10 protein-coding genes are annotated in these 13,290 nt (G+C 69.5%); 3 read left to right on the top strand and 7 right to left on the bottom strand.

From position 1 onward, the window contains the following. Positions 1-27: 27 nt before the first annotated feature. The 3 genes from ACODS4_RS26690 to ACODS4_RS26680 form a co-directional block, all read right to left on the bottom strand. On the bottom strand, positions 28-1,035 hold the full coding sequence (locus tag ACODS4_RS26690; RefSeq protein ID WP_488868701.1) for a methylated-DNA--[protein]-cysteine S-methyltransferase: 1,008 nt from the start codon (positions 1,033-1,035) through the stop codon (positions 28-30). Between the two features lie 4 nt (positions 1,036-1,039). Beyond that, on the bottom strand, positions 1,040-1,555 hold the full coding sequence (locus tag ACODS4_RS26685) for a DUF2244 domain-containing protein (RefSeq protein WP_488868700.1): 516 nt from the start codon (positions 1,553-1,555) through the stop codon (positions 1,040-1,042). 109 nt (positions 1,556-1,664) lie between these two features. After that, complete coding sequence (locus ACODS4_RS26680; RefSeq protein ID WP_488868699.1) at positions 1,665-2,084, bottom strand: hypothetical protein; 420 nt, start codon at positions 2,082-2,084, stop codon at positions 1,665-1,667. Positions 2,085-2,421: 337 nt separating this feature from the next. Here ACODS4_RS26680 and nth point away from each other — a divergent pair, with 337 nt between their 5' ends. Then, positions 2,422-3,057 carry an endonuclease III gene (gene nth / locus ACODS4_RS26675; protein ID WP_119832481.1) on the top strand — a complete coding sequence of 212 codons (636 nt, stop codon included), beginning with the start codon at positions 2,422-2,424 and terminating at the stop codon, positions 3,055-3,057. A 90-nt stretch (positions 3,058-3,147) separates the two neighbouring features. On the opposite strand, the gene ACODS4_RS26670 is transcribed toward nth, so the two are convergent. Next, positions 3,148-3,933, bottom strand: coding sequence for a bactofilin family protein (locus ACODS4_RS26670; RefSeq protein ID WP_488868698.1), 786 nt, complete (start codon positions 3,931-3,933; stop codon positions 3,148-3,150). Positions 3,934-4,056: 123 nt separating this feature from the next. Beyond that, complete coding sequence (locus ACODS4_RS26665) at positions 4,057-4,734, bottom strand: EI24 domain-containing protein (protein ID WP_488868697.1); 678 nt, start codon at positions 4,732-4,734, stop codon at positions 4,057-4,059. A 273-nt stretch (positions 4,735-5,007) separates the two neighbouring features. Between ACODS4_RS26665 and ACODS4_RS26660 the strand changes: the two genes are divergently transcribed. Both ACODS4_RS26660 and ACODS4_RS26655 read left to right on the top strand, forming a co-directional pair. Continuing rightward, positions 5,008-8,631 (top strand): response regulator, encoded by a 3,624-nt coding sequence (locus ACODS4_RS26660; protein WP_488868696.1) that lies wholly within the window; start codon positions 5,008-5,010, stop codon positions 8,629-8,631. 68 nt (positions 8,632-8,699) lie between these two features. Further along, on the top strand, positions 8,700-11,054 hold the full coding sequence (locus ACODS4_RS26655) for a PAS domain-containing sensor histidine kinase (RefSeq protein WP_488868695.1): 2,355 nt from the start codon (positions 8,700-8,702) through the stop codon (positions 11,052-11,054). Positions 11,055-11,061: 7 nt separating this feature from the next. Here ACODS4_RS26655 and ACODS4_RS26650 read toward each other — a convergent pair whose 3' ends face one another. Together ACODS4_RS26650 and ACODS4_RS26645 are read right to left on the bottom strand one after the other, a co-directional pair. After that, a complete protein-coding gene (locus tag ACODS4_RS26650) occupies positions 11,062-12,504 on the bottom strand; it encodes an ATP-binding protein (RefSeq protein WP_488868694.1) in 1,443 nt (480 codons plus the stop codon). A gap of 2 nt (positions 12,505-12,506) precedes the next feature. Further along, complete coding sequence (locus ACODS4_RS26645) at positions 12,507-13,238, bottom strand: response regulator (RefSeq protein WP_488868693.1); 732 nt, start codon at positions 13,236-13,238, stop codon at positions 12,507-12,509. Positions 13,239-13,290: the final 52 nt, after the last annotated feature.

Below are 13,290 nucleotides of genomic sequence, written 5' to 3'. Positions count from 1 at the left end.
AAAGTTCTTTTTCTTCCAATGAGTTGCCTAAACCGAAGATGTGTGCATCCAGTAGGGCGGCGGCGGTTCGGTCATCGCCGCCGCCCGTTCCCGTTTCCCCTGCTCCCAGGCCAGCAGGGCGCGTTTGCGGGGAACGCCGTAGCGGTAGCGGTGGATGATTCCCGATTTCTGAATCGCCCGGTGGCAGGGCACCAGCAGGCACAGCGGGTTTCGCCCGCCCGCCGCCCCCACCGCCCGCAGCGCCGCCGGGGCGCCGACCGCTTGGGCGAGCGACTCGTAGGACGCCACCGCCCCGCAGGGGATGCGCGTCAGCGCCCGCCACACCGCGATCTGAAAATCGGTTCCCTTCAGCAACAGGCGGATCGGTTCGTCGGCGCTTTGGACCGCGTTTTTCCCCCTCCCTAACCCTCCCCCGCTGGCGCGGGAGAGGGAACGGTTTTCGCGCGTCGCCAAGGATCCTGTCTCCCTCTCCCGCGCAGCGGGGGAGGGGTGGGGAGGGGGCGGGAGCGCTCCCTCCTCCGGCAGCGGGCTGAGACCGAACACCCGCTCCGCCAACGGGCGGGTGGCCGTGTCGTCGGCGATGCGTCGGGCGTCGGGCCAGAAGGCCGCCAACTCCGCCAAGCCGTCGCGGCCATCCTCCGCCGTGGCGAAGCCCAGCCAGCACAGGCCGCGCTCGCTCGTCGCCAGCAGGGCGCGGCCAAAGGGGCTGTCGTGCCACCCCCAGCGGATGACCAGCCGCTGCCCCAGCGTCTTGGCGTCGGCGGGGGAAAGCGTCTCCACCACCGGCGCGTCGGGGGCGTCCGGCGCGGGGGTGGTCAATTGCCGGGCGATGTGGTCGGGGGCCAGAAAGGCGACGAAGCGCTCCGGCTCAACCCCGGCCCAGTGGGTGAACAGGCGTCGCAACGCCTCGGGAGCAAGCCCCGCCGAGTCGGCCAGCCGGTCGAGCGCCGCGTCGTCCGCCCCGCGTTGTTGCAGGATGGTCAGCGCGTCGGCCAACAGGCTGCCGCGTCGCGCGGAGTCCAGGGCGGGCGTCACACGCTCATCCGGCGGGCGCGGGCGGGCAGGGCGGGCGGCGCCACGCCCGCAGCGCGTCATCCAGCGCCACGGCGAAGGCCGCGCGTTCCTCCGGCGACAGGAAGGAGCCGACGCCCACCGATCGCCCGTGCGACGAGAGCGTGACCTGCGGGCCGTGCGCGGATTGGTCGTCGTGGCGGACGCGCAGCCAGTAAGGATGAAAGCGCGTCAGCCGTTCCCGCGCCCGTTCGTCCACCCGCCGCACGGTCAGATCGGCGTCGGTCAGGCGAATTTGTTCATAGCGTCGGGCGGCGCGGGCGTTGACGCGGAAGGCCAGCCACAGCAGCAGAACGTCCAAACCGCAAAAGGGTGCGACCGGCCACGCGCCAACCGCCCAAAACACCCCGGCGATCAACAGATTGAGGGCGATGACGACGCCCATCAGGACGCGAACGCCGCCGCGCCCCGAACTGCGGTGCGGGTGGAGGATGGCGTCGAAAAACACACGGGACGCGCCGCCTGTGGATCCGTCGCTGGGCATTGGACCAGAGTATCGGAGAAGGCCAGGCGGGAGAACGGCGAAGATCCGGCTCAGCAGGTTTTCTGTGGGCGGAGTTCGGAAACCCTGCGGAGGCCCGCTCGATTGACCGTCAGGCCGCTTCGGACACCAGGGGAACGACGCCGCCGTGCAGCACCCAGGGCATGGCGATTTCGCAGCCCTCGTTGGCCCAATCGGGCAGGACGAAGATGCGGACCTGATCGTCAGCCCCGGCGGCGATCATGGTGTCGGCCATGATGGAGGCCCATTGCCAATCGGTCAGCACGATGGCGCTGCGCAAATGCCCGCAGGATTGGGCCAGACGGACCAGCTCCACGACCCGCTCAGGCCGGAAATTTTCGGCTTGGAAATGGTCGAATTCAATCAGGCTGGTCCAGCTACGGCCACGCAGGCTCAGAAAACACTCCCGGATCTTAGCGATGGCGGCGTCGCGCTGCGCCATCGACAGTTCGCCCTGCATGCGAACATGCAAGCCCCATTTGGTTGGGGTCACGGCATAGGAACCCGTCATGATCTCTCCACCTCGTCACCAGAACCTTTGATGCGCTTGGTTCCGATTGGACCGCTTCGCCGCCGACTGTTTCGGCGGCGCCCTTGTTACACCGAGCACGATCAATGAAGGATGCGCTTCTTCTTTGTGAATATCAAATTCTAATAAACATTGAAAGGCTGAATTGTTAAAGAAATGCGGCGAACTCATTCCTATATTGCATCTCAATTTCCAATTTGCAAAAGAGGCTCTCAAAATGCGACGAGTTTTGACATGATTGGCGTTCTGCGTTGATGCCTGCGAGTCCGCGCGCAAGCGGCGCTGGCCCGGTCGGGGGGATTGCGGTTATCCTGTCCCCATGAAACCCGCCGCCGTTCAGGAATTCTTCCGTCGCCTGTCCGCCGCCAACCCGGAACCCCGGAGCGAGCTGGAGTACGTCAACCCTTACACGCTGCTGGTCGCCGTCGTGCTGTCGGCGCAGGCGACCGACATTGGAGTGAACAAAGCCACCGGCCCCTTGTTCGCGCAGGTCGACACGCCCCAGGCGATGGTCGATCTGGGGGAGGAGCGCTTGCGCGGCTTCATCAAGACCATCGGCCTGTTCAACACCAAGGCCAAGAACGTCATCCGCCTGTCGGAATTGCTGATTGAGCGGCATGGCGGGGAGGTTCCGCGCGACCGCGCCGCGCTGGAGGAGCTTCCCGGCGTCGGTCGGAAGACCGCGAACGTCGTGCTGAACGTGGCGTTCGGCGAGGAAACCATCGCGGTGGACACGCACATCTTCCGCATCGGCAACCGCACCGGGCTTGCGCCCGGCAAAACGCCGGACGCGGTGGAGGCCAAGCTGTTGAAGGTCGTGCCGAAGCTCTATCGGCGGCACGCTCACCACTGGCTGATTTTGCACGGGCGCTATGTCTGCAAGGCGCGCAAGCCCGATTGCCCGGTCTGTTCGGTCGCCGATCTCTGCGGCTTCAAGGACAAGATCATCGCCTGAACAGGACGGAGAAGCCGCGCCAGACGCGCGAAAGCCCGGCGCGGATTGTTCGCGCCGGGCTTTCGCGTTGAATGAGGCGGGAAACGACGCTTAGAACGCGTCCGGCTTGGCCGTCGCCGCGTACATCTGGATGTCGCCCGACAGTTGGCCGCCGGCCTCGACCGAGATCTCGCCATACTTGATCGAGCCGGTGATACGTCCGGTGGACCGCACGATCAGACGACCGCGCACGGCGATGTCGCCCTCGAACCGACCGCCGATGTCGGCCTCCTCAATTTCGACCGATCCTTTGAACAGGCCGCCGTTGGCGACCTCGATCGAACGCCCCTCGCGCAGCTTGGCTTCCACCGTGCCTTCGACGATCAGCACGTCGCAGGAGCCGATTTCACCCGACAGGGAGATGTCGCGCCCGACCGTCAGGCGGCGCTGTTCCGGCAGAGCCGAGGCCAAGGGGGGCAACGGCGCGGCGGGGGCGGCGCCCAGCGGCGCGGCGGGCAGGCCAAGGCCGGTGGGTTGGCGCGGGCTGACGCCGGGGGTGTCGAGCACGCGGCGCGGCACGTCGGTCTTGTAACCGGCGCCCGGAAGGGACGGGGCGGTCGGGGGCTTCGGGCTGCTGGTGTTCATCTCGGTTCCCTTGGAGGAAGGCGTCGGATCGAAGGAGGCCGGACGGGCGGCGGCGGCGAGCGCCGCGTGGGGCGCCGGACCGGACGGGGCCTGGCCGGACGGGGCGTCCGCCATGGCGGTCAGCGAGGCCAGCGGCGACAGGGTGGTGGCCGCGTCGTCCGGTTTGGCCGCCGGGGCCAGGGCCGTGGTGGCGGCCGGACTGGCGCTGTCGGGTTTGGGTGCGGCGGGCGGAGTCTTGCGTCCGAACAGCATGAACGATGATCCCCAATCAGGAAACGCGGGTGGGCAGAACGGCGACGCTGGGCCGGGACGGGCGGCGCGCCGACGGATCGTCCGGGGACCGGACGCGACCGCGCCGCTTGCGGCGTAACACGGTCATCCGACCCGCCGCAAGGGGCCTGTCATGGATTGGAAAACATGAACCATGAAGGCGCTGGCGACCACGGGAACCAGCAGATTGACGACGGGGATTGTCGAAAGAAAGGCGATGACGACGCCGGCGGCGAAGGGCTTGAACGGACGCGCCCGCCGCAACAGCCGGGTTTCGCGCCAATCCAGCCGCCGGTTGGCCACCATCTCGAAATACTCCCGCCCCAGCAGATAGCCGTTCAGCGTGTAGAAGATGAAGATGTTGAGGCCAGGCAGCGCCAGATACAGCGGCAGAACCAGCAGGTTGGCGGCGATCACCACGGCCAGGAAACGCAGCGCCGTCGCCAACTCCACCGTCCAGCGCGACCGGCGGGGCGGCGGCAGATGGGGGTAATGCCGGGCCTCGACCCGGTTCACCACCTCGTCCAGAAACAGGCTGGACACCGTGCCGACGGTGGCGGGGAACAGCAGCCACGCCAGCAGCAGCACGACCAACCCGCCCAGCAGGTCCAGCGCGCCGTCGACCCAACCGTTGCCGGTCAGCGGCGTGTGATACAGCGCCCACCACACGGCGACGCTCAGCAGGCCATAGGCGCAGGCGGCGCCGAACACGCCGATCCACACCACCTTGCGCGTGCGCGGGTCGGACAATTGGCCAAAGGCCAGGGACAGGGCGTGGATCATGCGAGGGCCTGATGGGCTGGGATCGTCAAAGCGGCAAACCGCCTGAGAGGTTGGTGGCGCGCGCGTTCTGTCAAGGGGGCGCCGACAGGATGCCATGAGGCGGCGGCCTTGAGGTAACGTGTGTGGGCGGCGTGTGGCGCGTGGGGCCAAGACCAAAGGGTTGCCGATCTCCGCGCCCAATCGCGCGTTGCGGGTGAATTGCGCGCCTGGGCCGGGCTGTGTTATGCCAACAAGACCGAATCGCCGGGCGATGGACGGAGGGGCAGGGACGGCATGCGGGTTCCCCGGCGAAGCGTGGCCTTCCGCATTCTGGCGGGGTTGACGGTGATCGGCGGCCTCGCCGCCGCGACCAGCGTCGTCGCCGTATCCTTGTTTTCCCGGTTTCATCAGGGGTTTGAGCAGATCGCCACGGCCAAGGTGCCGGGGTTGGTCGCCTCCTCGCAATTGGCGCAGCAAAGCGGCACGGTGGCCGCCATCGCCCCGGCCCTGGTCGCGGTGCAGGATCAGGCGGCGCGCGAAGCGGTGATGGCCCGGTTGGGCGACCAGATCGTCCTGTTGGAAGAGCTGATGGCCCATCTTCTGGCCAGCGGCCAGGGCGAGGGCGTGACCGATCTGAACGAGTTGGAGCGCCGCAAAAACGAGCTGGTCGCCAATCTTCTGAATCTCAACGCGCAGGTTGACGCCCAATTGGCGCAGACCGCCGACAGCAACGCGCGCGCCCTTGGGCTGCTCGACCTGTCCGCCCGTCTGCGCGCGGCGGAGGTTGAGGAGAGCGCGCAAGCCGCCTCGCCAGCGGAGGTGGAGGCGATCCGCCGCTGGGACCGCGAGGCGGGCGAGGCGGTGACGATCCTGCTGGCGGCGTTGCGGGCCGATCATGAAACGCGGCTCGACCGTCTGCGCGCCGACAGTCGTGGGGCGCTGGACCGCGCCGGGGCGGCCCTGGACGGGGTGTCGGCGGAACGGAAAACGCGGCTGGCCGCGCTGCACGCCGAATTGTCCGCCGCCGCCTTTGGCCGCTCCACCCTCTTCGCCGCGCGGGCTAACGAGTTGGCCTTGCAGCGCGCCATCAAGGGGGCGACCGCCCACAATCAGACGGTGTCGGATCGGCTGGTCGCCACGGTGTCCGATTATTTCCTGATGGTCGAGCGCGACATCGCCCGCCGCTCCGCCGAGTTTGAGCGGGTGATCGGCGACGGCGAACGCGCCGTCATCGCCATGGCGGCGCTGTCGATTTTGGGGGCGGCGGCGATCTTTTTCTACATCCACCGCAACGTCGTGCGGCGGTTGCGGGCGCTTCAGGCGGCGATGATGGCCTATGAGTCCGGCGCCGCCGTCGTCATGCCGGTCCAAGGCGATGACGAGATCGGCGAGATGGCCCGCGCGCTCGCCTATTTCGTCGGCGCGATCAGCGCGCGGGAGAGCGCGCTCAGCGACAGCGAGCGGCGGTTGCGGGCGATCCTGGAGCAAAGCCCGGTTGGCGTGTCGATTGGCCGGAGCGACGGCAGCGTCGCCTTCGCCAACGCGCGCGCCGCCGAACTGGCCGGGGTGGCGCCGGAGGATTTCATCGGCAGTCACAACAGCTTGGCCATGCCCGGCGTCAGCGTCCACCGCCACCGTCCGGGGCGGACCGCTTCGACCGCCGAGCCTGTTGCGGACGATGGCGGCCCCGGCGGCGAGGGCGACGTCGTCGCCCGCGACGTCGAGGTGGCGGTGGACCGGCCCGACGGCAGCCGCGTCTGGGCGTTGCAGACGCTGCAACGCACCGCTTTCGAGGGGCAACCGGCGGTGCTGGCCTGGAGCTACGACATCACCGAGCGCAAGCGGGCCGAAGAGGCGCTGCGCGCCGCCAAGGAACAGGCCGAGGTCGCCGCCCGCTCCAAATCCGAATTTCTGGCGACGATGAGCCACGAAATCCGCACGCCGATGAACGGCGTGTTGGGGATGTTGGAACTGGCGGCCCTGACCACGCTGGACGCCGAACAGCGGACGCTGGTCACGACGATGCGCGAGAGCGCCACCTCTCTGCTGCGGATCATCGACGACATTCTGGATCTGTCGAAGATCGAGGCCGGAAAGCTTGATCTGGAGGAGCAGGATCTCCAACCGGCGGAGCTGCTGGAGGGGGTGGCCGATCTGCTGGCTCCGCAGGCCCATCAAAAGGCGTTGGCGCTGATTTGCGACATTGACGCGTCGACGCCGCCGATGGTGCGCGGCGACTCGGGCCGTCTGCGGCAAATTCTGTTCAACCTGACCGGAAACGCCATCAAATTCACCGACCATGGCCGCGTGATCCTGCGGGTGAGCGCCAGCCCGTTGGAGGCGAAGGAGGATGACGACGGCGCCCCACGGGTTTGTCTGCGCTTTGCGGTCGAGGACAGCGGCATCGGCATCGGGCCGGACGGGCAGGCGCGGTTGTTTCAACCCTTCAGCCAGGCCGACAGCTCCACCACCCGACGCTTTGGCGGCACTGGCCTTGGTCTGGCGATCTGCGCCCGTCTGGTCGAGATGATGGGGGGAAGGATCGGCGTCGATTCGGTGTCTGGCCGAGGGTCAACCTTCTGGTTCACGGTCGAACTGGCGACCGTCCCGGCGGCGGCGGCGGCGGCGGCGGCGGCGGAGGCCGCGCCGTTGCGCGGCCTGTCCGTTCTGGTGGTGGACGCCGACGCGGTTCAACGCGGCGTGCTGGCGCGGTATTTGGCCCACAGCGGCGCGGAGGTGGCGGAGGCCGATTCGGCGCCCGACGCGGCGGGGCGGCTGGTCCGGCCGGGTTTGGATTTGCTGGTGACGACGGCGTCGTTGATCGACCGCGTCGGTCCGATGGCCGGCGCCCGTGGCCCCTCCCTGCCGCGTTTGCTGGTTGGCGACGCGTCCATGCCCGCAGCCTCGGCCAACGGTTGGGCGACGCCGGGCGGCGGTCTCGCTCAGCCGGTCCACCGCGCCGCCCTGATTCAGACGGCTTTGGCGCTGACCGGGCGGGGCGGGGCGGCGGCTCTGCGGCCGTCCGCCCCCTCGGGCGCCATGGCGGCGGACCCCACGTCCAGCGTGTTGTCGGGCGGTGGGGTGATCCTGGTGGCCGAGGATCATCCGACCAACCAGCAGGTCGTGTTGCGTCAACTGCGCCGCCTGGGGTTTCAGGCGGAACTGGCCGAAGATGGGGTGGAGGCGTTGGGGGCGTGGCGGCGCGGGGCCTTCCGGCTGCTCATCACCGATTGCCACATGCCGCGCATGGACGGGTATGAACTGGCGCGCAGCATTCGCCGGGCCGAGGCGGCGGCGGGCGACGGGCGACGCTTGCCCATCGTGGCGATGACCGCCAACGCTCTGTCGGGTGAAATGGAGCGCTGCGTCGCCGCCGGAATGGACGATTATCTCGCCAAGCCCGTCACCTTGACGCAACTGGCGTCGGCGCTGAACCGCTGGCTGGTCGCGGCCCCGCCGCCCGCCGAACCGGCTGTGACGGAGCCGCCCGCCCTAGAGCCGCCCGCCACGGAGCCGCCCGCCACGGAATCGCCGACTGTCGAGCCACCGCCCATTCCGCCAGACGCGTTGGTGCTGGATCTTGACCATCTGCGCGAAACCTTTGGTTCGCTGGATGGCGGGACGCTCGACATGATGGATTATTTCCTGGAAACCACCCGCCCCACGCTGGATCAGGCGCTGGCCGCTCTGGCGGCGGGCCAGTTGGAAGACGCCCGCGCCGCCGCCCATTCCGCCGCCGGGGCGGCGCGCACGGCGGGGGCCAAGCGCTTGGCCATCCATTGCACCGCGATGGAGCGCGCCGTCATCGAAGAACGGCTGAGCGACGCGCGGACTCACGCGGCGGCCATGACCCAGGCCTTCCCCGAGGTCGAGGACGCCATCCGCGCCTTGCGTCAACCGGCGCCGCCGCCGTCGTAATCCGCGCGCCCGCCTTGTTCGCGTCCGGGGGGTGAACTAGTCTCGTTCGCTCGGAAACGCGGGCGGGGATGGCGGACGTGGCGGGTTTGGTCGGCTGGTTCTGGAGCAAGGCGAACCGGCGGCGCGCCGCCGAACAAGACGCCATGGCGCGGGAGGCGGCGGCGCGTCTGGCCGCCGATCATGACCGCCTGGCGGCGCAACTGGAAGCCGCGCCCTGGCCCTGGTGCGCCTGGGACGCGGCGGGGGTGGGGCGCCTGTCCGTCGAGGCGGGCGTCCTGTTGGGAATCGACCACGCCGACGCGCTGCCCCAGACCTTGAACGCCCCGGAATTGGCCGACGCGCTGGCGGGGCTGCGCCGTGACGGAACCCCGTTCCGTTGCGTGGCGCAGACGGCGGATGGCCGTTCGTTGGCGCTGACCGGGCGGCGGGGCGGGGCGGATGCGGCGTCTTGGAGCGTTGTGTGGATCGAGGACGTCACCGCAGTCGCCGCGACGGCGCGGGATCAGGACGCCGCCCGCGCCGCCGCCGAAACCGCCCTGGCCGATCTGCGCGCCGCCGTTGACGCCTTGCCGATTCCGGTTTGGCTGCGCGACGGGGCGCTGAATCTGTCCTGGTGCAACCGGGCCTACGCCCGCGCGGTGGACGCCGCCCCCGCCGCCGTTCTGGCCGAACAAACCGAACTGGCCCCCGGCGGCGCCGGGCGGGCGCTGGCCGAACAGGCGCGCGGCGGCGGATTCGCCCAGTCGGCGCGTTTTCCGATCGTCATCGGCGCCGAGCGTCGGTTGCTGGACGTCACCGAAGCGCCGCTGCCCGCCTCCCACCCTGAGGCGGCGGGCGGGGGAGTCCAACTGGTCGGCTACGCCCTGGACCAGACGCCGTTGGAGGAGGCGCGGGACGAACTCAACCGCCATCTCGCCGCCCACGCCGAGGTGCTGGAACGGCTGGGCAGCGCCATCGCCATTTTCGGGGCCGACACCCGTCTGAAATTCTTCAACCAAGCCTACGCCCGCCTGTGGAATCTGGAGGAAGCGTGGCTGCGCGGCGAGCCGACCAACGCCGAAGTGCTGGAGGAGCTGCGCAGCCGCCGCCGCCTGCCGGAATACGCCGATTACCAGACCTTCAAGCGCGAGCGGTTGACCCGCTACACCCATTTGATCGAGCCGGTGGAGGAGCTTCTCCATCTGCCCGACGGCACGACGCTGCGCCACATGGCGGCCCCCCACCCGTTGGGCGGACTCATCACCATTCTGGAGGACGTCACCAACACGCTGGCGCTGGAATCCTCCTACAACACCCTGATGGCCGTGCAGCGGGAGACGCTGGACAATCTGGCCGAGGGCATCGCCGTGTTTGGCGGCGATGGCCGCTTGAAGCTGTTCAACCCGGCCTTCGCCCGCGTCTGGGATTTGCATGACGAGGATTTGCAGGGGGAACCGCACATCGCCGACGTGACCGAACGGATGCGCCCGCTTTTGCACGCGGCGCCCTCGGATGATCGTGACCCGGCTTCGGTGGACGGGGCGACTTCTGCGCCGGATGGGGCGGCGGATGAGGATTGGGAGGCGCTGAAGGACGAGTTGATCGGCGCGACGCTGGAACGCGCCGTCCGTTCGGGCCGGGTGGAGCGCAGCGACGGTTCGGTGGTGGAGTTCTCCACCCTGCCGCTGCCCGACGGCGCGGTGCTGAACAGCTATCTGGACGTCACCGACGGGGCGCGGCTGGAACAGGCGTTGCGCGCGTCCAACGCCGCGTTGGAGGCCGCCGATCAGGTGAAGGGCGAGTTCATCGCCAACATCGCGCATCATTTGCGCACCCCCCTGACCGCCATCATCGGTCTGGCCGAGACCTTGGCCGCGCCGGAGTCGGGAAGGCTGAGCGACGCGCAGGCGGGCTGCGTCCAGGGCGTGCTGACCACCGGACGGCGGGTGTTGGAGTTGATCGGCGACGCCGCCGAGTTGACCAGCCTGGGCGCCGGGATCACGACGTTGGAGCGTGGGGCGGTCGATGTGGCGGAACTGCTCGACGGGGTGGCCAATCTGACGCGGGAATGGGCGCGGCGGTCGGGGCTGCGGTTGGAACTCCACGCTCCGGCCAGCTTGGGGGTGATCGAGGGGGACGGCAAGCGGTTGAAACAGGCGCTGTTCACCCTGGTGGTCGCGGTCATCCGCAACCCGCCGCCGGATCGACGCGTCCGTTTGTCCGGCGTCCGGTCCGACGACCGGGTGACGCTGTCGGTCAGCGGAGCCGCGTTTCCGCCAGGGGACCACGCGCAGGCGGCCACGGCGGCGCTTGGCCTGTCGCTGGCCCGCAACGTCGCCGAACTGCATGGCGGGCGGCTGGAGCCGGACGACAGCAACGGGCGCGGCGGTCTGGTCCGCATCGTCCTGCCGCTGTGGGCGTCGGTGAACGGGGCGCGTGGGTGAGTAAGGCTCAGCGCGGCAGCGTCACCGTCACCCGCAAACCGCCCTCCGCCCGGTTTTCGAGCGCGATGTCGCCGCCATGGCCGCGAATGATGGTGCGCGCGGTGGACAGCCCCAACCCAACCCCGCCGGTGTCGCGCGAGCGGGAACGCTCCAGCCGGTAAAAGGGGGCGAAGACCTTCTCGAACTCGTCCGCCGGGATGCCGGGGCCGTTGTCCTCGATGGCGACGCGGGCGTGGCCGTCCTCCAGCGTCAGACGGATGACGAAGCCGCCGCCATAGGCGATGGCGTTGTCCATCAGATTGGCGAAGGCGCGGCGCAACGCCACCGGGCGACCCTCCGCCACCGCGTGGGCCGGGCCGTCATAGACGGCGTCATGGCCGGAATCGACGCGGTCGTCGCACAGGCTTTGCAGCAGATCGGCCAGATCCAGCCGCCCGCGCGGCTCGCGTTTGGCGTCGTCGCGGGCGAAGGCCATGGTGGCGGCGATCATCGCCTCCATCTCGTCCAGATCGGCCAGCATCCGGCGCTGCATCTCCGGGTCGTCCACCAACTCGGCGCGCAGGCGCAGGCGGGTCAGCGGCGTGCGCAGATCATGGCTGATCGCCGCCAGCATTTGCGTGCGGTCGGCGACGAAGCGGGCCAGCCGCCCTTGCATCCGGTTGAAGGCGCGGGTGGCCGCGCGCAGCTCGCGCGGGCCGGTTTCGGGCAGCGGCTCGCTCCCCTCGCCCACGCCCAGCCGTTCGGCGGCGCTGGCGAATCCGGCCAGCGGCGCGGTGAAGCGTCGGGCCGCCAGCAGCGACAGCGCCAGAATCACCGCCACCACCCCGCCCATCCACAGGGCGAAGCGCAGCAGGCGGAACGGCCCGTCCAGCGGATCGCCGCCGGAAAAACTCAGCCAAGAGCCGTCGGCCAGTTGCACCGACAGCCGGACATGCGGCCCCCAGCGCCGTTCGTCGGATTCGCCGGGAAAGGGCGGCGGGCCAAAGGGGCGGCGCAGGTCGGGGGGCGGGCCGTCGCCGGGCGGCGATCCGTCGGGGCGGCGCATGCCATTCGGGCCGGGGCGCCGCTCGACCTCGACCAGAATGGCGCGGGCGGGCGACCCCAGCGATTCGCGCAGATGCCGCCGCAGCCCGTCCCACCGCCCGCCGCCCATATCCTGCCGGACGGGCGGGCGTTCGCGCGCCCATTCGACCCGCAACACCGGATCGTCGAGCGCCCCGACCAGACGGTCGCGGTCGGTCTGCGGCGTGCTTTCGACCAGTTGGACAATCGCGGTGACGCGCTGAATCAGCACGCCGGGGCCGTGGATCGGCGGCCCTTCGCTGCGGTCGGTCAGATAGATCAGGGCGCTGACCGCCTGGGTCAGCAGCAGGGCCAGCACGACGGTCAAGGCCATGCGAGCGGCGATGCTGTCGGGAAAGGCGAAGCGGCGCAGGGCTTTGGCGGTCATGGTCACGCGCCCGCGCTGACGGTCGGGGTGAACAGATAACCGCCGCCGCGCACCGTCTTGATGAGCGTCGGTTCCGCCGGGTCGGGTTCGATCTTGCGGCGCAGGCGGCTGACCTGGACATCGACCGAACGGTCGAACGGCACGGCGGACCGTCCGCGCGCCAGATCCAGAAGCTGGTCGCGGTTCAGCACCCGTTGGGGGTGTTCGACGAAGGCGACGAGCAGGTCGTATTCCCCGGCGGACAGTTGCACCAGCACGCCGTCGGCGGAGCGCAGCTCGCGCTTGGTGACGTCCAGCGACCAGCCTTCAAAACGCATCACCGTGCCGGTCGCCCCGCCCCCGGCGACCGGCGGGGCCGAGGCCCGGCGCAGCACCGCCTTGATCCGGGCCAGCAGCTCGCGCGGGCTGAAGGGTTTGGCCAGATAATCGTCGGCCCCCATCTCCAGCCCGACGATGCGGTCGGTTTCCTCGCCCATCGCGGTCAGCATGATGACCGGGGTTTGCGCGGTGGCGGGCGCGCCGCGCAGGCGGCGGCAGAGCGACAACCCGTCCTCCCCCGGCATCATCAGGTCCAGAACGATCAGATCGACGCGCGCGCTGTCCAGCGTGCGCAGCATCTCCGCCCCGTCCTTGACCCCGGTGACACGGAAGCCGTGCTTGGTCAGGAACTGGGCGACGAGCGAGCGGATTTCGCGGTCGTCATCGACGACCAGAAGATGGGGGATGCGGTCCATGCCGACCATGATCGGGCGGGGCGCGGCGCAGGTGAAGGGGAAATGTGTAACG

This window comes from Azospirillum sp. FG154, from assembly GCF_057809575.1.
The sequence above is the reverse complement of the archived record's forward strand: the minus strand, read 5'-3'. Positions and strand labels throughout refer to the sequence as shown.